Annotated in this window: 20 protein-coding genes and 2 pseudogenes; 16 read left to right on the forward strand and 6 right to left on the reverse strand. The window is 65.4% G+C overall.

Annotated elements, in window-relative coordinates; all coding sequences use genetic code 11:
* Window positions 1-3: 3 nt before the first annotated feature.
* Entirely contained in the window at window positions 4-1,572 is a 1,569-nt protein-coding gene (gene nirS / locus I9018_RS14315) for a nitrite reductase (protein ID WP_241110144.1), read from the reverse strand.
* A gap of 317 nt (window positions 1,573-1,889) precedes the next feature.
* Between nirS and I9018_RS14320 the strand changes: the two genes are divergently transcribed.
* The 6 genes from I9018_RS14320 to I9018_RS14345 all read left to right on the forward strand — a co-directional run bounded on the left by I9018_RS14320 (window position 1,890) and on the right by I9018_RS14345 (window position 7,378).
* Window positions 1,890-2,684 (forward strand): CbbQ/NirQ/NorQ/GpvN family protein, encoded by a 795-nt coding sequence (locus I9018_RS14320; protein ID WP_241109864.1) that lies wholly within the window; start codon window positions 1,890-1,892, stop codon window positions 2,682-2,684.
* Window positions 2,668-3,246, forward strand: a complete 579-nt coding sequence (locus tag I9018_RS14325) for a cytochrome c oxidase subunit 3 (protein ID WP_241109865.1) — start codon at window positions 2,668-2,670, stop codon at window positions 3,244-3,246. The genes I9018_RS14320 and I9018_RS14325 overlap by 17 nt, the downstream gene beginning before the upstream one ends.
* A 10-nt stretch (window positions 3,247-3,256) precedes the next feature.
* Window positions 3,257-3,499, forward strand: coding sequence for a cytochrome C oxidase subunit IV family protein (locus tag I9018_RS14330; protein ID WP_068588477.1), 243 nt, complete (start codon window positions 3,257-3,259; stop codon window positions 3,497-3,499).
* A 90-nt stretch (window positions 3,500-3,589) separates the two neighbouring features.
* Window positions 3,590-4,030, forward strand: a complete 441-nt coding sequence (locus tag I9018_RS14335) for a cytochrome c (protein ID WP_053129258.1) — start codon at window positions 3,590-3,592, stop codon at window positions 4,028-4,030.
* Between the two features lie 3 nt (window positions 4,031-4,033).
* Window positions 4,034-5,461 carry a cbb3-type cytochrome c oxidase subunit I gene (locus tag I9018_RS14340; protein ID WP_053129261.1) on the forward strand — a complete coding sequence of 476 codons (1,428 nt, stop codon included), beginning with the start codon at window positions 4,034-4,036 and terminating at the stop codon, window positions 5,459-5,461.
* A 78-nt stretch (window positions 5,462-5,539) separates the two neighbouring features.
* Window positions 5,540-7,378: a VWA domain-containing protein gene (locus tag I9018_RS14345; RefSeq protein WP_241109866.1), complete on the forward strand. Its 1,839-nt coding sequence runs from the start codon at window positions 5,540-5,542 to the stop codon at window positions 7,376-7,378.
* A gap of 20 nt (window positions 7,379-7,398) precedes the next feature.
* Here the strand turns inward: I9018_RS14345 and I9018_RS14350 are convergent, their stop codons facing one another.
* Window positions 7,399-7,590 (reverse strand): hypothetical protein, encoded by a 192-nt coding sequence (locus I9018_RS14350; RefSeq protein WP_068588480.1) that lies wholly within the window; start codon window positions 7,588-7,590, stop codon window positions 7,399-7,401.
* Complete coding sequence (locus I9018_RS14355) at window positions 7,587-8,270, reverse strand: Crp/Fnr family transcriptional regulator (protein WP_241109867.1); 684 nt, start codon at window positions 8,268-8,270, stop codon at window positions 7,587-7,589. The genes I9018_RS14350 and I9018_RS14355 overlap by 4 nt, the downstream gene beginning before the upstream one ends.
* 488 nt (window positions 8,271-8,758) lie before the next feature.
* Here I9018_RS14355 and I9018_RS14360 point away from each other — a divergent pair, with 488 nt between their 5' ends.
* Window positions 8,759-9,949 carry an NnrS family protein gene (locus I9018_RS14360; RefSeq protein WP_241109868.1) on the forward strand — a complete coding sequence of 397 codons (1,191 nt, stop codon included), beginning with the start codon at window positions 8,759-8,761 and terminating at the stop codon, window positions 9,947-9,949.
* An 18-nt stretch (window positions 9,950-9,967) separates the two neighbouring features.
* Window positions 9,968-10,405: a hypothetical protein gene (locus tag I9018_RS14365; RefSeq protein WP_241109869.1), complete on the forward strand. Its 438-nt coding sequence runs from the start codon at window positions 9,968-9,970 to the stop codon at window positions 10,403-10,405.
* Window positions 10,406-10,462: 57 nt separating this feature from the next.
* Here I9018_RS14365 and I9018_RS14370 read toward each other — a convergent pair.
* Window positions 10,463-10,897, reverse strand: a pseudogene (locus tag I9018_RS14370) (hemerythrin domain-containing protein); the annotation flags it as partial.
* 178 nt (window positions 10,898-11,075) lie between these two features.
* Here I9018_RS14370 and norR point away from each other — a divergent pair.
* The 7 genes from norR to I9018_RS14405 all read left to right on the forward strand — a co-directional run bounded on the left by norR (window position 11,076) and on the right by I9018_RS14405 (window position 17,732).
* A complete protein-coding gene (norR, locus tag I9018_RS14375) occupies window positions 11,076-12,596 on the forward strand; it encodes a nitric oxide reductase transcriptional regulator NorR (RefSeq protein WP_068588582.1) in 1,521 nt (506 codons plus the stop codon).
* An 81-nt stretch (window positions 12,597-12,677) separates the two neighbouring features.
* On the forward strand, window positions 12,678-13,325 hold the full coding sequence (gene pdxH, locus I9018_RS14380) for a pyridoxamine 5'-phosphate oxidase (protein WP_241109870.1): 648 nt from the start codon (window positions 12,678-12,680) through the stop codon (window positions 13,323-13,325).
* A gap of 102 nt (window positions 13,326-13,427) precedes the next feature.
* A complete protein-coding gene (gene moaB / locus I9018_RS14385) occupies window positions 13,428-13,982 on the forward strand; it encodes a molybdenum cofactor biosynthesis protein B (RefSeq protein WP_068583454.1) in 555 nt (184 codons plus the stop codon).
* Entirely contained in the window at window positions 13,979-15,214 is a 1,236-nt protein-coding gene (glp, locus tag I9018_RS14390) for a gephyrin-like molybdotransferase Glp (RefSeq protein ID WP_241109871.1), read from the forward strand. Before moaB ends, glp begins: the two co-directional genes overlap by 4 nt.
* Window positions 15,215-15,346: 132 nt before the next feature.
* Window positions 15,347-16,342 (forward strand): peptidase U32 family protein, encoded by a 996-nt coding sequence (locus tag I9018_RS14395; protein WP_241109872.1) that lies wholly within the window; start codon window positions 15,347-15,349, stop codon window positions 16,340-16,342.
* Between the two features lie 11 nt (window positions 16,343-16,353).
* Window positions 16,354-17,244: a U32 family peptidase gene (locus I9018_RS14400; protein WP_241109873.1), complete on the forward strand. Its 891-nt coding sequence runs from the start codon at window positions 16,354-16,356 to the stop codon at window positions 17,242-17,244.
* Window positions 17,238-17,732, forward strand: coding sequence for an SCP2 sterol-binding domain-containing protein (locus I9018_RS14405; protein WP_068583285.1), 495 nt, complete (start codon window positions 17,238-17,240; stop codon window positions 17,730-17,732). The genes I9018_RS14400 and I9018_RS14405 overlap by 7 nt, the downstream gene beginning before the upstream one ends.
* On the opposite strand, the pseudogene I9018_RS14410 reads toward I9018_RS14405, so the two are convergent.
* Both I9018_RS14410 and I9018_RS14415 read right to left on the reverse strand, forming a co-directional pair.
* Window positions 17,720-17,935: pseudogene (locus I9018_RS14410) on the reverse strand (helix-turn-helix domain-containing protein); the annotation flags it as partial. The gene I9018_RS14405 and the pseudogene I9018_RS14410 sit on opposite strands and share 13 nt — an antisense overlap.
* Before the next feature lie 46 nt (window positions 17,936-17,981).
* Complete coding sequence (locus tag I9018_RS14415) at window positions 17,982-18,914, reverse strand: EamA family transporter (RefSeq protein WP_241109874.1); 933 nt, start codon at window positions 18,912-18,914, stop codon at window positions 17,982-17,984.
* 91 nt (window positions 18,915-19,005) lie between these two features.
* On the opposite strand from I9018_RS14415, the gene I9018_RS14420 reads away from it, so the two are divergent.
* Window positions 19,006-20,439 carry a PLP-dependent aminotransferase family protein gene (locus I9018_RS14420; protein WP_241109875.1) on the forward strand — a complete coding sequence of 478 codons (1,434 nt, stop codon included), beginning with the start codon at window positions 19,006-19,008 and terminating at the stop codon, window positions 20,437-20,439.
* Window positions 20,440-20,688: the final 249 nt, after the last annotated feature.

The raw sequence follows: 20,688 nt of genomic DNA on the forward strand, positions 1-20,688 counted from the left end.
AACTCAATAAATGTCGTTCTGGGTGTTGTAGACATTGAACTTGCCGGTGGGGGTGATCAGCCGCTGGTCCTTGATCACCTGCTTGACGGCCAGGGTCTTGTCGTCGATCACCACCAGCGCCGACTCCTCGGTCTGGCCGTTCCACACCGAGAACCAGACCTCGTCACCGGCCTTGTTGTACTCGGGCTGCACCACCCGCAGGGCGCCTTGCTTGATGCCGGAGTATTCGGCGATCGGCAGCACCTTGTAGCCGGCGTCGAGCTTGTCGATGTCGAACACCGCCACCGACTGGCTGAGCTTGGCGTCGGGGTTGAGGGTGGTGTCCACGTACAGGTGGCGGGATGCGGGGTGGGTCTTGATGAACAGCGAGCCGCCGCCCTGGCCCTTGAGCGAGCCCACTTGTTTCCAGGCGTATTGCGGATGCTTGGCCGGGTCGGTGCCGATCATCGAGATGCCGGCGTCGCCCAGGTGGCTGGTGGCCCACACCGGGCCGAACTGCGGATGGTCGAAGTTGGCGCCACGGCCCGGGTGCGGGGTCTTGCCCACGTCCACCAGGGCGGTCAGGCGACGCTCCTTGGAGTCGATCACCGCCACCTTGTTGGAGTTGTTGGCCGCCGTCATGAAGTAGCGGTGGCTGCTGTCCCAGCCGCCGTCATGCAGGAACGGCGCGGCATCGATGCTGGTGATGGTCAGGTTCTTGATGTCCTCGTAGTTGACCAGCATGACCTTGCCGGTTTCCTTGACGTTGACGATGAACTCCGGCCATTCGTGGGAGGCGATGATCGCCGCCACCCGTGGCTCGGGGTGGTACTCCTGCTTGTCGACGGTCATGCCCCGGGTCGAGACGATCTGCCTGGGCTCCAGGGTCTGGCCATCCATGATGGTGAACTGCGGCGGCCAGTAGGAGCCGGCGATGGCGTACTTGTCCTCGTAGCCCTTGAACTTGGAGGTCTCCACCGAGCGTGCCTCGATGCCCACCTTGATCTGCGCAACCTTGGTCGGCTCCTTGGGCCACAGGTCGATCATGTCGATGCGCGCATCGCGGCCGATCACCAGCAAGTAGCGTCCGGACGCGGAGATCCGCGAAATGTGCACGGCATAGCCGGTTTCGATGAGCTTGACGATCTGCTTGCTGTCGCCGTCCACCAGGGCGATCTTGCCGTCGTCGCGCAGGGTCACCGAGAACAGGTTCTGCAGGTTGAGGGTGTTCATTTGCCGGGTCGGGCGGTCCTCGGGCTTGACCAGCAGCTTCCAGGTGTTGCGGGTCTCGGCCATGCCCCATTCCGGCGGGGTGGGCGGGGTGTGCTGGATGAAGTTGGCCATGGTGGTGATCTGCGCCTTGGTCAGGGCGTTGGAGGTACCCCAGTTGGGCATGCCCGCCGGCGAGCCGTAGGTGATCAGCGCTTCGAGGTAGGCCTGGCCACGGGCCTGGGTGATGTCCGGAGTCAGGGGCTTGCCGGTGGCGCCCTTGCGCAGTACGCCATGGCAACCGGCGCAGCGCTGGAAGTAGATCTCCTTGGCGGCGTCGAAGTCGGCCTGGCTCATGTCCGGCGCCCCGGCGCTGGTGACCATGGCCGGCGGTGCCGCACCCGATGCCTTGGACTCGGCGGCGGCAGTGGGAAGGGCCAGCGCCAGTGCCGAACACAGGCTGGCGACGGACAGGGCAAGGGTTTTTCGATTACTGATCAGCATCCTTCTCTCCTCAGGCATGACCTTTGCGATGTGCTGGGAGGGCCAGGACAGAGCGCAGGTTCTTGGTGCACAAGAAGGCTATTGCGCAGCAGGGCATTGCTCACTTGATCGCGATCAAGTTTGCCTTTCGCGCTGCTTGCCAGGTTGTCGCAGGGACTCTTAGCGTGATCGCGAACCCGTCGTCATCCAGGTATCCCATGGACCTCACTGAACCCCGCTGCGAACCCTTCTACCAGGCTCAGGGCAACGAGCCGGCCCTGTTCGAGCAAGCCTGGCGCCACGGCCTGCCGGTGCTGATCAAGGGCCCCACCGGCTGCGGCAAGACCCGCTTCGTCCAGCACATGGCCCAGCGCCTGCAACTGCCGCTGCACACCGTGGCCTGCCACGACGACCTGAGCGCCGCCGACCTGGTGGGTCGGCACCTGATCGGTGCCCAGGGCACCTGGTGGCAGGACGGCCCGCTGACCCGGGCGGTGCGCGAGGGCGGCATCTGCTACCTCGACGAAGTGGTGGAGGCGCGCCAGGACACCGTGGTGGTGCTGCACCCTTTGGCCGACGACCGCCGCGAGCTGTTTTTGGAACGCACCGGCGAAGTGCTCAAGGCGCCGCCGTCGTTCATGCTGGTGGTGTCCTATAACCCCGGCTACCAGAACCTGCTCAAGGGCATGAAGCCCAGCACCCGCCAGCGCTTCGTGGCCATGCGCCTGGGTTACCCGGACGCCGCGCAGGAGGAGCGCATCGTCCGCCGCGAGGCCGGGATCGATGCGGCCCTGGCCAGCCAGGTGGTCAAGCTCGGCCAGGCCCTGCGCCGGCTCGACCAGCACGACCTGGAGGAGGTGGCCTCGACCCGCTTGCTGATCTTCACCGCGCGCCTGATCGGCGCCGGCATGGACCCGCGCCAGGCGTGCCTGGCCTGCCTGGCCGAGCCACTGAGCGACGACCCGGTGACCGTGGCGGCGCTGATGGACGTGGTCGATGTGCACTTCCCCTGAACCGAGGGCACGCCGCTTGCCGGGGGACCTGGCGATGTGGCTGTTCATCCTGGTCGAGCTGTCGGTGTTCGCCTTGCTGATCCTGGCGTTCGCCGTGACTGCGCAACTCAAGCCGCCACTGTTCGCCAGCGGCCGCGCCTTGCTCGATACCTCCACCGGCCTGGCCATGACCCTGAGCCTGCTGGGGGCCGGGCTGCTGGCGGCGCTGGCCCTGGAGCAACTGCGCGAGCTGCGGCCTCGGCGGGCGGCCTGCCTGCTGGGCCTGGCCTGCTGCGTGGCTGGCGTCTACCTTTGGCTCAAGCTCGGCGAGTACCGGCACTTGGCGGGCCTGGGCCTGGGCCTGGGGTTGGAGCACGACACCTTCTTCACCCTGTACTGGCTGCTCACCAGCTTTCACTTCCTGCATGTGCTGCCGGGCATGGCGATCCTCGCCTGGCTGGCGTACCGCGCCTGGACCCGGGCCCCGCTAGCCGGCAGCGGCTTCGAATCCGGGGTGCTGTATTGGCACATGGTGGACCTGGTGTGGGTGGTGCTGTTCCCACTGGTCTACATCCTGGATTGAGGAGATCCCCATGACGGCTTCACGCATCCTGCTGCTGTGCGGGCTGGCCCTGGCCGTGCTCAGCCTGGGCACCGTGCTGCTGGGCCAGGGCGGGTGGGTCATGGCCCTGGCGGTGGCCAAGGCCTGGCTGATCACCGAGGGTTTCATGGAGTTGCGCCACAGCCCCTGGCGCTGGCGCTTGCCTCTGCTGGCCTGGGCCCTGGTGGTGCTGGCCCTGGTGGGCCTGGTGTCGCACCTGTCGGGCAAAGCCTGAGTAAAACAATCAGTCTTTCTTGATTGCCATCAAGCGGTTTCGGACCTCGCGCTTTCTATCATGGCCACGCCAAGCAAAGAGGACGCGACCATGTCAGAGACCTTCACCAAGGGCATGGCCAGGAACATCTATTTCGGGGGAAGCGTGTTCTTCTTCCTGATATTCCTGGCCTTGACCTATCACACCGAGCAGACCTTTCCCAAACGTAGCAATCAGGCGCAGCTGACCGAGGCAGTGGTGCGCGGCAAGACGGTCTGGGAGCAGAACAACTGCGTCGGCTGCCACACGCTGCTGGGCGAGGGCGCGTACTTCGCGCCGGAGCTGGGCAACGTCTACAAGCGCCGTGGCGGCGAGGAGGGGTTCAAGCCCTTCATGCAGGCCTGGATGAAGATGCAGCCTTTGGGCGTGCCCGGGCGCCGCGCCATGCCGCAGTTCCACCTGAGCGAGCAAGAGGTCGACGATATCGCCGAATTCCTCAAGTGGAGCTCGAACATCGACACCAACGGCTGGCCGCCCAACAAGGAGGGCTGAGTGATGAGCATTGCCAATCCACATCTGAAATTCGCCTCGCAGGCCGTGGCCAAACCCTACTTCGTATTCGCCCTGATGCTGTTCCTCGGCCAGGTGCTGTTCGGCCTGATCATGGGCCTGCAATACGTGGTCGGCGACTTCCTGTTCCCCACCATCCCGTTCAACGTGGCGCGCATGGTCCACACCAACCTGCTGATCGTCTGGCTGCTGTTCGGCTTCATGGGCGCGGCCTACTACCTGGTGCCGGAAGAGGCCGACCGTGAACTGCACAGTCCGAAACTGGCGATCGTGCTGTTCTGGGTGTTCGCCGTGGCCGGGGTGCTGACCATCCTCGGCTACCTGCTGGTGCCCTATGCGGGCCTGGCCCGGCTGACCCACAACGAACTGCTGCCGACCATGGGTCGGGAGTTCCTGGAGCAGCCGACCATCACCAAGCTGGGCATCGTGCTGGTGTGCCTGGGGTTCCTCTACAACATCGGCATGACCCTGCTCAAGGGTCGCAAGACCACCGTCAGCATGGTGATGATGACCGGCCTGATCGGCCTGGCGGTGTTCTTCCTGTTCTCCTTCTACAACCCCGGCAACCTGGCCCGCGACAAGTTCTACTGGTGGTGGGTGGTACACCTCTGGGTGGAAGGCGTGTGGGAATTGATCATGGGTTCGATGCTGGCCTTCGTGCTGATCAAGATCACCGGCGTCGACCGCGAGGTGGTGGAGAAGTGGCTGTACGTGATCATCGCCATGGCGCTGATCAGCGGCATCATCGGCACCGGCCACCACTTCTTCTGGATCGGCGCGCCCGAGGTCTGGTTGTGGGTCGGCTCGATCTTCTCGGCCCTGGAACCGCTGCCGTTCCTGGCCATGGTGATGTTCGCCTTCACCATGGTGCGCAACCGTCGGCGCCAACACCCCAACCGCGCCGCCACGCTGTGGGCCAAGGGCACCACGGTCACCGCGTTCTTCGGTGCCGGGGTCTGGGGCTTCCTGCACACCCTGGCGCCGGTCAACTACTACACCCACGGCACGCAACTGACTGCGGCCCACGGTCACCTGTCGTTCTACGGGGCCTACGCGATGATCGTCATGACCCTGATCAGCTACGCCATGCCGCGTTTGCGCGGTCTGGGCGAGGCGCCTGACGAGCGTGCGCAGACCCTGGAAATCTGGGGCTTCTGGCTGATGACCCTGTCGATGGTGATGATCACCTTGCTGCTCACCGCTGCCGGCGTGGTCCAGGTACTGCTGCAACGCTGGGCCGAAGACGGCAGCGCCTTGCCGTTCATGTCCACCACCGAGCACCTGCGTGGCCTGTTCTGGGCGCGCCTGGCCAGTGGCGTGGGCTTCATGGCCGGACTGATCTGCTACCTGCTGAGCTTTCGCCAGCGGGGTCGCGCCGCCCTGGCCGCACCGGCCCCGGTGGTCGCGTCCTGAGGCTGGCTGGCGCTTGAAAAAAAACGCGGCCCGGCCAGCACGGCGGGCCGCTTCCTGGCGTTCAGAGGAGGTGCCGCAATGGCCTTCACGGTTGAACTGGAAGAATGGGTCGGCAGCGTCTGGCATCGCTTCATCACTCGCCGGGCCAGTAGCGATTTTCCCGAGGCACGGGTCGAGCTGGCGTCCCGGCAGCGGGCCCTGGCCGTGCTCTATCGAGCCATGGGCGGTGCGCCCGGCAAGAACCTCGAGGCGGCCAGCGAGCGCGACCTGTTGCTGCGCCGCAGCCTGCTGCAGCAGATCGCCGGGACGTGCCGGCAAGCGCCCCTGGCCTGTTGCGACGAACAACACCTGCGCTTGCCGGCCAGCCTGGCGGTGTTTCCCGATCCCCAACTGAATGCGGAACTCTACCGCTGGCTGGTGTTGCTGGCGGCCCAGGCCGGCCCCATGCGCCACTGGGGACGGGACAATCAGCGCTGGACCCAGGCATTGCTGCAGGCCTATCCGGGGCTGGCCGGGCGCTACCGGCGCCTGGTGGAGGCGCACCTGCAGTTGCGCCCCGACCCGGCCACGCTGCGACCGGACGAGGCAGCCCTGGAGCGCGCCCTGTGCCAGGCCCTGCGCGAGCCGGGCAGTGTCCGTGAGTTTCCCCGTAGCGAACGGGCCGCCTGGCCGCTGCCCCTGTGGCTGTATCCGCCGCTGCACCTTTGCAGCCCGCAGGCGGCGGACTTCGAGCAGGACGACAGCCCACTGCCGGCCAGTGCCGGTGAGCAGCAGGGCGGGCGCAAGCGGGCCACGCGCATCGATGACGCGCCGGCCAAGGGCGGCCTGCTGATCGTGCGCCTGGAGAACCTGTTCAGTTGGACCGAACACGTCGAGCTCGACCGCTGGGAGGATGACAGCCAGGACCCCGACGCCGCCCGGGTCGCCGAGGACCTCGACCACCTGACCCTGTCGCGCACGCGGATCCGCAAGGGTGGCGGCCTCAAGTTGCACCTGGACCTGCCACCGGCGGACATCGACGACCTGCCCCTGGGCGAGGGCATCAAGCTGCCCGAGTGGGACTATCGCCAGGGCCGGCTGCGGGAGGACTTCGTCAACCTGCAGCTGTTCGAGCCACGGGATTGCCAACCGCAAGCGCTGCCGGGCCCTCTGCAGGCCCCAGCCCGGCGTTTGCGCCGCCAGTTCGAGCAGTTGCGCGACCGTCGCCAATGGCTGCGCCAGCAACCCCAGGGCAGCGAGCTGGACCTGCAAGCCTGGCTGGACTTCCACGTCGAGCGCCAGCACGGGCGCAGCGCCGCGCGCGGTTTGTTCCTGGAGCGGCGCCAGACCCAGCGCGACCTGGCGTGCCTGCTGCTGGCGGATGTGTCGATGTCCACCGATGCGCACTTGAATGACCAGCACCGGGTGATCGAGGTGATCCGCGACAGCCTGCTGCTGTTCGGCGAGACCCTGTCGCTGCTCGGCGACGATTTCGCCTTGTACGGTTTCTCCTCGCTGCGCCGCCAGCAGGTACGACTGCAGGAACTCAAGGGTTTCGACCAGGCCTACGACGACCGTATCCGGGGCAAGATCCAGTGCCTCAGGCCCGGCTACTACACCCGCATGGGCGCGGCGATCCGCCAAGCCACGCGCCTGCTGCAAGGGCGCAAGCACCAGCGCAAGCTGCTGTTGCTGCTCACCGATGGCAAGCCCAACGACCTGGATCTGTACGAAGGGCGCTATGGCGTCGAAGACACCCGTGAGGCGCTGCGCGAAGCCCGGCGCCAGGGGCTCACGCCGTTCTGCATCACCATCGATCGCGAGGCCGGGGCCTATCTGCCGTACATGTTCGGCAGCCACGGCTACAGCCTGATCCACCAGCCCGAGCAGCTACCCCTGCGCCTGCCGCAGCTGTACCGCCAATTGACCCAGCCCTGAGGCCGGGTCGAGGGCGATGCCTAGCGCGGCAACCACAGCACCATCGCCAGGCAGAACAGCGTCAGGGCGATGCAGAACCCCATGAAGCGCTTCTGCCGGCGTGCTCCGGCCTGGGCCGCCCTGGCCGGCAGCGGCATGCCGCAGTGCTGGCAGTGGTCGGCCCCGGGCGGATTGTCCTGCTGGCAGTACAGGCATTGCACCTGGAGGCTCATTCGAATTGCTCCAGCCGTGGCCGGTCGAGAATGACGATGCGCCGGCCGTCCTGGCTGATGATCTTGTCGTCGATCAGGCGCCGGATGATCCGCGAGAAGGTCTCGGGCTGGATCGCCAGGTGCCCGGCGATAAGTTGCTTGGCCATCGGCAGCTCGAACTGGCGCTCCACGGGCTGGGCCTGCATCAGCTGGGTGAGCAGGTAGCGCACCACCCGGTGGGTGGCGTTTTTCAGCGACAGCGTCTCGATCTCGTTGACCCGCTGGTGCAGGCGTACGCAGAGCTTGCCCAGCAGGGCGAAGGTCAGCCGGCTGTTGCTTTGCAGCAGGCGGATATAGGTGGCATTGGACAGCCGGTACAGCTGCGCGGGGCCGACGGCCTCGGCCGAGGCCACGTAGTTGGGGGTGTCCATCAGCATCATCGCTTCGGCGAAGGTCTGGCGCGGGCCAATCACCTCGAAGACCTTCTCCTGGCCGTCCGGGGTCAGGCGGTAGATCTTCACCGCCCCGGCAATGACGAAATAGAACGCATCGGCCGCTTCGCCCTGGTGGAACAGCGGCTCGCCCTTGTCGACGCTGAGCAGTTGGCTGGTGGCCATCAGCTCGTCAAGCTGCTCGTCGTTCAAGGGCTCGAACAGGTGATGGCTGCGCAAGATCTGGTGGTGGACTCGGTGAAGCACCATGGCTATTGATCCTCGTGTAGGAAAGGGCAGGGAACGGGTTCAGACCAGGCTCAGGGAAATACCGCTGGCGGCCGCCACCAGGGCGCTGAGGATGCAGAACCAAGCCAGGGGCTGGACGATGTTTTTCATGGGAACTCCAGGAACGCGGGACAGCTTTGCCGAGCAAGACCCGGACCAGGCCCGGGCGCCCGCAAATCCTGGGCCTGAATGACGGCAGGGTTTAAATGACCCTGACGATCAGGGTTTTAATGACCATGATCGGGTTGTTTTTACCCTGTGATGGCGCCAGGGTGCCGGCCAGCCGCGCCCGGGCACAGGGCACGACCCTTGCACTACCCGTCTGGACAGCCAGGTTGCGGTTGTCGTCGACCAGCCCATCGACTGCTTCGTTGATGTGGCGCAGCGGCGACAGGCGCCGAATGGCAGAAGGTGACGCCGGGATTCGCTTCGCCGTGGATAGCACCGGCAACAAGGTAAGGAGTGGCTTGATGCAAGTACTTGATCGCCGTAAGGCCCTGGCCGTAGCGCCGTTGTTGCGCCTGGCGTTCCGTCCGATGTTCCTCGCCGGCTGCGTCCTCGCGCTGCTGGCGATACCGCTGTGGCTGGCGGCGCTGCAGGGCGTGCTGGGCAGTTGGCAGCCCGCGGGCGGCTGGCTGGCCTGGCACCGCCACGAGCTGGTATTCGGTTTCGGCCTGGCGATCATCGCCGGGTTCCTGCTCACCGCGGTGCAGACCTGGACCGGCCAGCCGGGCCTGTCCGGCAAGCCGCTGGCTGGCCTGGCGCTGTTGTGGCTGGCGGCGCGGATGGCCTGGCTGGCGAACCTGCCCTGGCCGCTGCTGGCGCTGCTGGAACTGGGTTTTCCATTGCTGGTGGCGCTGGTCATGGCGCGGACCCTGTGGCGGGTACGCCAACAGCGCAACTATCCGCTGGTGCTGGTCCTGTTGTTGCTGACGGCGGTGGATGGCCTGGCGGTGTGCGGCCTGGTGCGTGGCGATGAGGGCTGGCAGCGCCAGGCGGTGCTGGCCGGTATCTGGCTGGTGGCGGCGATCATGGGCCTGATCGGTGGCCGGGTGATTCCGTTTTTCACCCAGCGCGGGCTGGGGCGGGCCGAGGCGGTGGCGCCCTGGCCCTGGCTCGACTGGCTGTTGCTGGGCGGTTCGGCCCTGGTGGCGCTGCTGTATGCCGCTGGGCTGGCCCTGGCCCCGAGCCCCTGGCTGGGCCTGTTGTTCGCCTTCCTGGCGCTCGGGCACCTGGTACGCCTGTGGCGCTGGCATGATCGCGGCCTGTGGCAGGTACCGCTGCTGTGGTCGCTGCACCTGGCCTATGCCTGGCTGGCGCTGGCCTGCATGGGCATGGCCCTGTGGCATGGCGGGGTGGCGCTGAACCCGAGCCTGGCGGTGCACTGCCTGACCATCGGCGCCATGGCCGGGTTGATCCTGGCGATGATCGCCCGGGTCAGCCTCGGCCATACCGGACGGCCGTTGCAGCCACCGGCGGGGATGACCCAGGCCTTTATCCTGATCAACCTGGCCGGCGTCTGCCGGGTGCTGCTGGTGCCCTGGCTGCCCCAGGCCGGGTTGTGGCTGGCGGGCGCGTGCTGGGCCCTGGCCTTCGCCCTGTATGCCTGGCGCTACGGGCCGATGCTGCTGCAGCCACGGGTCGACGGCCACCCAGGTTAAGGTCCGGGAGAGTCCAGGATGTTCTATCCCTATCTGTTGTTGATCCACCTGCTGGCGGCCATCGCATTCATCGGCACGTTGTTCTTCGAGCTGCTCATCTGGCCGGCGGTACGCCGCCAGGTGCCGGCCGCGGCCCAGGACGGGGTCGACCAGGCGTTGTCGGTGCGCTCGCGCAAGGTCCTGCATGGCGTGGTGGTGTTGCTCTATGGCGCTGGAATCGGCCTGGCCTGGCACCATCGCCTGGCCCTGGCGCACCCGCTGGGCAGCACCTTCGCCAGCTTGCTGGGGCTGAAGATCGTCCTGGCCCTGAGCATCATCGGCCACTATCTCCTGCTGGCGTTCTGGCTACTTAGCGGACGCCTGAGCGAGGGCCGGGCGCTGGGCATCCGCCGCAGCATCCTTGGGCACATGGTGTTAATCGTGATCCTGGCCAAGGCCATGTTCTATTGGCATTGACCGGCGCGGACCGGCCCGTTTCCACCAGGGAACGGGCCGGTCCGGGAGAGGGGCGGGTTATTGCAGGGCCTGGGTGAACAGCACGTCGTTTTCCAGCTGGATGTGCTCCAGCAGGTCGTCGCGAAACTCCTGCAGGCCGCTGTACAGGGTGCGCCAGGTGTTGCAGGCGGCCTCTGGGGTGGTGATCTGCCCCGTCAGTTGCATCAACCGTTCCAGGGCTTCGCCGTGCTGGTCGTGCTCCAGGCGCATCACGTGGATCGGCGCGCCGGCCTGGCGGCCCATGCCCCGTTGCAGCATCGGGAACAGCACCTGTTCCTCCTTGAGCATGTGGCTTTCCAGTTCCTGTTGCATGTCCTGCAAGTGATCGGCCAGGCCTTCGGGGCAGTGGCTGTCGCCGGCATGCACCTGTTCCACCCGGCGGGCCAGGCGGATCAGTTCCGGCAGTTGCTCGCGGTGGCGGTCGTGAAAACGCGACAGGATGTGCTCGATAAGTTCGTTTTGGGACAGTGTCTGGTTCATCAGGGGATTCCTGGGGGGTGTGGGTCTTGCCTGGTGATTGCATCGCCCATGCCAGCTTTGATTGCCCGGAATCAATGGCCGTTTCCTGGACTATGGTGAAATCCACCGCGATTTCCCTGGGTAGATATGACCATAGAGGGTGAGGACCACCATGTTGCGAGAAAGCCTGGCCGCCGACCTGATCGTCGAGTTGCCCAATGCCGTGCGGTTGCAACGACTGGTGCAGACCCTGCGCGAATACTTTCGTTGCGGTGCGGTCGGCCTGTTGCGCCTGGAGGACGACAGCCTGCGGCCGCTGGCCACCGTCGGCCTGGTGCACGAGGCCCTCGGGCGGCGCTTCGTGATCGCCCAGCACCCGCGGCTGGCGGCGATCATGGCCTCGCGCGAGCCGACCTGGTTCGAGCCCGACAGCCGCTTGCCGGACCCTTACGACGGCCTGCTCGATACTGCCGTCAGCGAACCCTTGGCCGTGCACGACTGCATGGGCGTGAGCCTGTACATCGAAGGCCGGATCTGGGGCGCGATCACCCTCGATGCCTTGCAGGCCGGCACCTTTGACGATGACGCCCGGGACGAGCTCAAGCGCTGCACCTTGCAGATCGAGGCGGCCGTGCGCGTCACCCGCCTGGAGCAGGAGAACCGCAGCCTGCGCTTGTCCCGCAGCGAACCTGTGGATGTGCGGCGGCCCCTGGAGGAGGGCGAGATCCTCGGCCAGAGCGATGTGTTGCACCAGTTGCTCAACGAACTGGACGTGCTGGCCGACTCCGAGCTGCCGGTGTTGCTGTTGGGCGAGACCGGGGTCGGCAAGGAGCTGTTCGCCCGGCGCCTGCATCGCCTGTCGCGGCGCAGCCACAAGCCTCTGGTGCAGGTCAACTGCGCGGCCTTGCCTGAATCCCTGGCCGAGAGCGAGCTGTTCGGCCATGTCAAAGGGGCGTTCTCCGGTGCCACCAGCGATCGCGCCGGGCGCTTCGACGCGGCCAACGGCGGCACGCTGTTCCTCGACGAAGTGGGCGAGCTGCCCCTGAGCGTCCAGGCCAAGCTGCTGCGTACCTTGCAGAACGGCGAGATCCAGCGGCTGGGGGCGGACAAGCCGCTGCACGTCAATGTGCGCATCATCGCCGCCACCAACCGACACCTGCCCGACAGCATCCGCGATGGCCTGTTTCGCGCCGACCTCTATCACCGCTTGTCGGTGTACCCGGTACCGATCCCGCCGCTGCGTGAGCGTGGCCAGGATGTACTGCTGATCGCCGGGCACTTTCTCGAACTCAACCGCACCCGCCTGGGCTTGCGCGGGCTGCGCCTGTCGGCGGCGGCCGAGCGGGCGCTGCTGGGCTACCGCTGGCCGGGCAACGTGCGCGAACTGGAACACGTGATCGGCCGGGCTGCGCTCAAGCAGCTCAGCCGCGACGGCAGCCGCAGCCTGATCATCACCCTGGAGCCCGAGGCCCTGGACCTGGACAGCACCCCGGCAGCGCCACCGGTGCCCGAGCAGCCGGCGGATCCGGGCTTGCCTTTGACCTCCCTGGGGGATGCGGTGGATGCCTGCCAGCGCCAGTGCATCGTCCAGGCCTTGCGCCTGAGCGGGGATAACTGGGCCGCTGCGGCGCGGCTGCTGGCGGTGGACCCGAGCAACCTGCACAAGCTGGCCAGGCGCTTGCGGCTCAAGTAGCGCCAGCGGCGTTGATGGCGGTCAAGGTGCGTAAGTGGCGCTGCTTACAGACTGCGCAGCACTTACCAGGAGATCACCGCCATGCCGCTGTCCCTTGCCCAGATGCGCCGTAACTACACCCTAGGTGGCCTGCACGAAGAGCAGGCGCCGGACGATCCGCTGCTGCTGTTCGGCCAGTGGCTGGAGCAGGCGCGGGAAACCGAGAGCGCCCCCGTGGAGGCCAACAGCATGCACCTGGCCACCGTGGACAGCCAGGGCCGGCCCCATGGCCGGGTGTTGCTGCTCAAGGGGTTGAGCGCTGAGGGGTTCACCTTCTTCGGCAATTACCAGAGTGCCAAGGGCCTGGAGCTGGCGGCCAACCCCCAGGCCGCCATGACCTTCTTCTGGCCGGCCCTGGAGCGCCAGGTGCGGATCGAGGGCCCGGTGGTACGCCTGGCGGATGAGCTGTCCGACGCCTATTTCGATTCCCGGCCCCTGGCCAGCCGCCTAGGCGCCTGGGCTTCGCCCCAGAGCCGGCCGCTGGCCGATCGCGATGAACTGCAGGCGCTGCTGGCCCAGACCATCCGCCGCTTCGTTGAAAAACCCCTGCACCGGCCTGCGCACTGGGGTGGCTATTGCCTGCAACCCGAGCGCCTGGAGTTCTGGCAAGGGCGGGCCGACCGCCTGCACGACCGTCTCGACTATCGGCGCCAGGGCGGCCAGTGGCGGCGCCAGCGCCTGGCGCCCTGAGCCGCACCCCCGGAGGTACCTCCAAGGAGGGATGGGCCCGCCGGGGCTTTGGGTCCAGGCTTGGGCCCAAAGCCGATTCCCCAGCTACAGGACACCCAGGCCATGGCCCATTTGTCGCAACGCACTTTTGTACCCTTGAACATCGCCGTGCTGACCATCAGCGATACCCGCACCTTCGAGACCGACAGCTCCGGACAGACCCTGGTGGACCTGTTGCAGGCCGCCGGCCATGCGCTGGTGGACCGCGAGCTGGTCCGGGACGATATCTACCAGATCCGCGCCACGCTCTCGCGCTGGATCGCCGACCCTGCGGTGCAGGTGGTGCTGACCACCGGCGGCACCGGCTTCACTGCCCGGGACAACACGCCCCAGGCGGTGCTACCGCTACTGGACAAGCACGTGGAAGGTTTCGGCGAAGTGTTCCGCCAGGTCTCCCTGGCGGAGATCGGTATGTCGACCCTGCAATCCCGCGCCCTGGCCGGGATGAGCAATGGCGTACTGGTGTGCTGCGTACCGGGCTCGCCCGGGGCCTGCCGCACCGCCTGGACGCAGATCCTGCACAACCAGCTGGACAGCCGCACCGGCCCGTGCAACTTCGCCCCGCATCTGAAGCCGCAACCCGGCGCGGCCATCGCCGCTTGCGAGGTACGACCATGAGCGTCGGGCCTTGCGACAGCGGCACGCTGCTGCCGGTGGACCTGGCCATCGGCCATTTGCTCGAACGCGCGCCACGCCCGCCGCAACTGCATTGCCTGGCCCTGGAACAGGCCCTGGGCCGGGTCCTCGGAACCGATGTCCATGCCCCCCGTGCCTTGCCGGGCTGGGACAACAGCGCCATGGACGGCTATGCCTTGCGCGCTGCCGACCTGCCGGCCGCGGGTGGCTGCCTGGTCCTGGCCGGGCGGGTCGCTGCGGGCCAGGCGGCGACCACGGCGTTGCTGGCGGGGCAAGCGGTGCGGATCTTCACCGGCGCGCCGCTGCCACCGGGCGCCGATACGGTGGTGCCCCAGGAGCTGTGCCGGGTCGAAGGCCAGCAACTGTGGTTGCCGGCGGTCAGCGTTGGCCAGCACGTGCGCAAGGCCGGCGAAGAGGTCCGTGAAGGGCATCTGCTGTTGCCCGCCGGCAAGCGTCTGCGGGCCCAGGAGCTGGGCCTGCTGGCGGCTTGCGGGGTCAGTTGGGTCGAGGTCTACCGGCCGCTGCTGGTCGGCCTGCTGAGCAGTGGCGACGAGCTGCGTGAACCCGGCCAGCCCCTGGCGCCGGGGCAGATCTACAACAGCAACCGCTATTGCCTGTCGGCGCTGCTGCAGGGGTGGGGCGTCGAGGTCCACGACTACGGCGCGATGGCCGATGAACTGCAGGCCAGCAAGCAGACCCTGCACCTGGCCGCCCAGGAATGCGACCTGTTGCTCAGCTCCGGTGGGGTCTCGGTGGGCGAGGAGGATCACCTCAAGCAGGCGATCCGCGAACTGGGCCAGGTGGACTTCTGGCGCCTGGCCATCCAGCCGGGCAAGCCCCTGGCCTTTGGCACCGTGGCGGACAAGCCCTGGCTCGGCCTGCCGGGTAATCCGGCGGCGGCGTTGATCACCGCGCTGGTGGTGTTGCGTCCGTTCCTGCTGCGCAGCCAGGGCCTGCGCGATGTCGTGCCGCAACCGGTGGCGTTGCCGGCCGGCTTCGACTGGCCGCAAGCCAATCGCCGGCGCCAGTACCTGCGCGCCCGGCTGGTGCCGGGGGATAACGGCCAGTGCCGCGTGCAACTGCATCCCCAGCAGAGTTCGGCGATGCTCAGCGCCGCCTGCTGGGCCGATGGCCTGGCGCTGGTGGAGTGCCAGCAACAACTGCGCCAGGACGACCCGGTGCAATTCCTCTCGTTCGCCGAGCTGATGCAGTGAGCGCTCTTGATTATCGTCAAGGTCCTGGCGGGTGCGCTGGCTAGACTGGCAGCGCTTTTTTTCCAGTGCTCCGGGCCTGCTGGCGGTCTGCACGAAAGGTGGGTGGAGCAGGTTCTTTGAAGAGGAATGCCCATGCAACTGGTCTGCCCGGCAGGCAACCTGCCTGCCCTCAAGGCCGCGGTGCGCCAAGGCGCTGACGCGGTCTACGTCGGTTTTCGCGATGACACCAATGCCCGCAGCTTCGCTGGGCTGAACATGGACGACAAGCAGTTCGACGCCGCCGTCGCCCATATCCGCCAACACCAGCGCCAGCTCTATGTGGCGGTCAACACCTACCCCCAACCCCAGGGCTGGGAGCGCTGGCAACGGGCGGTGGACCGCGCCGCCGACCATGGCGTGGATGCCTTGATCGCCGCCGATCCCGGGGTCCTGGGCTATGCCACCGAGCGCCATCCGCACCTGAGCCTGCACCTGTCGGTGCAAGGCTCGGCCACCAACGCCAGTGCCCTGGCGTTCTACTCCCAGCACTACAACATCCGTCGCGCCGTGTTGCCTCGGGTGCTGTCCATGGCCCAGGTGCGCCAGGTGGCGGTCAACAGCGCCGTGCCCATCGAGGTGTTCGCCTTCGGCAGCCTGTGCATCATGGCCGAGGGCCGTTGCCACCTGTCGTCCTACATCACGGGCGAGTCGCCGAACCTGTGCGGGGTCTGCTCGCCGGCCAAGGCGGTGCGCTGGAGCGAGGATGCCGAGGGCTTGAGCGCCCGCCTGAGCGAAGTGCTGATCGACCGCTATGGGCACGACGAGCCGGCCGGCTACCCGACCCTGTGCAAGGGGCGGTTCATGGTCGGCGGCAAGCGCTTCCATGCCCTGGAGGAGCCCACTAGCCTCGACACCCTCGACCTGCTGCCGGAGTTGGCGGCGATCGGCGTGCAGGCGGTGAAGATCGAAGGGCGCCAGCGCAGCCCGGCCTATGTCGAGCAGGTCACCCGGGTCTGGCGCGCGGCGCTGGATGCCCATCGCCTGGCGCCCGAGCGTTTCGCGGTCAAGGACCAGTGGCGGCATGTGCTGGCCGGGCTTTCCGAAGGCAGCCAGACCACCCTGGGCGCCTACCACCGTTCATGGCAATGAGGGACTAACCGATGAAGCTCAGCCTGGGACCCGTCCTCTACTACTGGGACAAGGAGCGCTTGGCGCGATTCTACGAACAGATGGCCAGCCTGGCGCTGGATGTGATCTACCTGGGGGAAACCGTGTGCTCCAAGCGCCGGGTGCTCAACCTGGACCAGTGGCTGGGCCTGGGCCGCGAGCTGCAGCAGGCCGGTGCGGCGCAGATCGTGCTGTCGGGCCTGACCCTGATCGAGGCCGCCTCCGAGCTGTCGAGCCTGCGCCGGCTGTGTGACAACGGCCAGTTCCTGGTGGAGGCCAACGACATGGGCGCGGTGCAGTTCCTGGCCGAGCGCCAACTGCCGTTCGTGGCCGGCCCGGCGCTGAACCTGTACAACGGCCATGCCCTGGCCAAGCTGCAGGACTGCGGGATGATCCGCTGGGTGCCACCGGTGGAATGCTCCGCGGCCCTGGTGCGCGCCGTGCTCGAGCAAGTTGCCGGGCTGGGCCGGGCCTTGCCTGAGGTCGAGGTGTTCGCCTACGGCCACCTGCCACTGGCCTACTCGGCGCGTTGCTTCACCGCCCGTGCGGAAAACCGCCCCAAGGACGACTGCCAGTTCTGCTGCATCAACTACCCCGACGGCCTGGCCCTGAGCAGCCAGGAAGGCCAGGCGCTGTTCACCCTCAATGGCATCCAGACCCTGTCGGCCGAGGTCACCAACCTGCTGGCCGATTATCCGGGGCTGGTGGCCTGTGGCGCCGACCTGTTGCGCCTGAGCCCCCGGGCAGAAGGCATGGTCCAGGTGGTGGAGGCCTTCGCCCGGGTCTGCCAGGGCGAGGCGCCACCGCTGTGCGTGGACGGCTGCAATGGTTACTGGCATGGCCAGGCGGGCATGTTGCGGGTCGAGGAGGCGGGACTGTGCTGAAACCTATGCAATGGCTGCTCAAGAGCGCTGACCGGATGTTGCCGCTGGTGCGCCGGGTGCCATTCGGCCTCCAGCGCCTGGCCCTGGAGCAGGCGCTCAATCGCTGCCTGGCCGAGCCCCTGGCCGATGGCGAGTTCGACCTGTTGCGCGGGCGCTGGTTGTGCCTGCGCATCAGCGACCTGGACCTGACCTGGTACCTGACGCGCCAGCGCGGTGGCCTGCACATCGCCCAGCGAGCCCGGGCCGACGTCAGCATCCGCGGCAACTGGCGCGAGTTCCTGCTGCTGGCCAGCCGCCAGGAAGACCCGGATACCTTGTTCTTCCGCCGGCGCCTGGTGATCGAGGGCGATACCGAGCTGGGCCTGACCCTGAAGAACCTGATCGACAGCCTTGACCCGCAGGTGTTGCCGGGGTGGTTGTGGCGCAACCTGGAACGGGCCGGCCAGGGCCTGGCCGGCACCGCTGGGCCCGGCGCTCAGCCGGGGTAGTCGGCCAGGCGGTCGAGGGCGAGGATCTGGATGCTGCGCCTTTGCATGCTGATCAAGCCCTCGTCCACCAGCCGGTGCAGCGTCCGCGAGAAGGTCTCCGGCTGGATGCCGAGCTTGGAGGCCACCAGGCGCTTGGAAACCTGCAATTCGACCCGGCCATCGCCGGGATCGAATTCGGTGTCCTGAAAGATGACGTTTAGAATCAGTACGTTACCGGGGCGAGAGTGGCAAATTTGTGGTATCGCGATTTCACTTCCTACCCAGCAGCTTTTCGATCGGCAACTTGGTAATGGCGAATCCAGTCAGCAGGAGCACGATAAAGCCGACCAGTTCCCGAGATATCGCCGCCCCCTCGTACCAAGCGCTGATGACCACGGCGAATACCGGAAAGATGATGAAGACAAATGACAGCACCACGGGGCTGAGGCGCTTGAGTAGGAAGAAGTACACGATGAATCCTCCGACCGAAGCCACCAATCCAAGATATGTAAGTGCGGTCCAAGATCGAACGGTGATGGTAGATAGGTTCGGGTGCTCCACCAGCAAGCCGGCTACGAACAGTCCTAGGCCGGCGATGCCGATGGGCAGCGTATTGAAGGTAATAACACTGATGTTCGCGCCTAGTTTTTTCGTAATGACATAGCTGAGCGCATGCAGGATTGCGGCGAGCAGGATGGCAAGCACGCCGAACAATTCCGAGTAGTCTAAGTGCAGGCCCTGGGACCTGATGATCATGAATAGGCTGCTGAAGCCGATGGCGATACCCAGAGCCTGCGACACAAAAACGCGCTCTTTCAGGAAGATCGCCGAGAAGATCAGGATGAACACTGGCATGCTGCTAAACAGCAGCGCGGTCAGCCCTGAAGCGACGTATTGTTCGCCATAGTTCAGTAGGTAATACGGCACGCTGAAGTAGCCGAGCGTCACGAATATAAAGAAGGCCAATTGCTGGCGCGGGAAGAAGATCGACTCGCGGCGTAAGTGCGCAAAGAGCAGGAAGAGCGGGAATGCGATCAGAAAGCGTAACCCGGCGGCAGTGAGTGGCGGCACACTTTCCACTGCGATCTTAATGCCAAGCCAGGTGGTCCCCCAACTGATGCACACCACGAGGAACAGTACTGTGGTTACCAGGCCGGCGAGACGTACCTGGTGATTGCCACTTGTCAAAATTTGAATTGACATTATTTTCCCTCATCTAGGCGTGCGATTTTCTAAGATTGATATCTTTTATTGCCTGATTCCTTCTTTAAAAGGAGGTTAATTTGGAGCAAATATGCCAGTCAAAATAAATATTGACACCGATTCAATTTTCAGATTTTTCCTGCTTGATGGGCCTGGCCTGAAGTACAAACGTCTCGCCAAAGGCATCGAAGAATCCATCCGTAACGGAGCTATCAGACAGGGAGCCAAACTGCCGCCTCATCGGATCCTTGCGGACAAACTTGGTGTGACTGCGGGTACCGTGAGCAGGGCCTACGGTGAGCTGGAGCGAATGGGATTGGTGGAGGCGCGGATCGGAGATGGTACGTTCGTCCGGGGTCGCAGTGGGGATAGTGTTCGAGAGAAGGGTTTCCGCAATTTTGTAGACAGCCCGGACATTTGCAATGACATGAGCCGGAATATGCATATCCCCGGCAACGAGGCCAAACTGCTTTCATACAGTCTCCAGCAGTTATCAGAGTCCGCTGCGCTGCAGGAGCTGATGCTTTATACGCCAGACACGGGATTGCCACGACACCAAGAAGCTGGAGCTATGTGGCTGTCTCACGGTGAGTTTCAGGCGCAGTACCAGCAGATCCTGTGCGTCAATGGCAGCCAGCACGGCCTGCTTGTTGTGCTCATGGCCATGCTACGTGCCGGCGACACCTTGGTAACGGAGCATCTCTCTTATCCTGGGTTAATCAGTGCTGCGCAGTTGCTGGGCATCAAGGTGCTTGGTCTGGACATGGACGAGGAAGGCCTTCTGCCTGAATCCCTTAAGGAAGTCTGCACTGCAAATCGGGTGGTTGCGTTGTACTGCACTCCAACCATTCAGAATCCGACCACAGGGGTAATGTCGCTCAGGCGCCGGGAGGAAATCGCGCGAGTCTGTCGTGAGCATAATCTCATCGTCATCGAAGATGAGACCCACGCTGTATTGATGGTCCGGCGCCCAGTACCTCTCTGCCATCTACTGCCTGAGCGGGGCATCCTGATCGGAGGTATGAGTAAAGCGGTCTCAGCAGGATTGCGTGTGGGGTATGTTCATGCGCCTACTACCATGGTGGGTCGCATTGCGGCGGCGGTGCGCAACTCCTGCTGGATGGCGACACCGCTAGTTCTTGAGATTGCAAGCAAATGGGTCGAGGATGGCACCGCACAAACTCTACTAGAACACCAGACAGCGGAAATTAAACGGCGCCAATCGTTGGTCACGGATTTGCTACAAGGTATTAGCTATCGTAGTCATCCATATTGCCCTCATTTCTGGATAGAAGTACCCGCTCCCTGGCGTGCCGTCGAGATTGAACAGGGACTGCGCCAGCTCCAGCATCTGGTCACCACCGCAGAGGCTTTCAGTGTAGGGCGAGGCGCATTCCCCCAAGCAATTAGAGTCAGCGTTAGTAATTCGCCAGGAGGAGATATAGCCCTGCTTGACGGCTTCGCAAGCTTGGCAGCGTTGCTGCGTAATGGACCAGATGAAGCGCTGACGATACGCGCTTGGTAGCGATAATGACGGCTGCATTCTTAGGTTCCCACAGCCTGGCTCTATGTGGCGTTTAGCACGGCTCTGCGGCCATCTATCAATTTGGAACGACTGAAAAACTGGCCGGGCAGGCATTTCCTCTTAAGTTGCTCTCGAGATCGCAAGCATATTATTGATTGGGCAATTTCTATGAAGAGAGCACTCATGGCTTACCTCCGCTGCCGCCCATGGTAGGGCGGCGGACGCCGGCGGCCCATGCCTCCACCGGCC

The organism is Pseudomonas sp. MPFS (assembly GCF_022537035.1).
In the GTDB taxonomy this organism is placed as follows: Bacteria; Pseudomonadota; Gammaproteobacteria; order Pseudomonadales; family Pseudomonadaceae; genus Aquipseudomonas; species Aquipseudomonas sessilinigenes.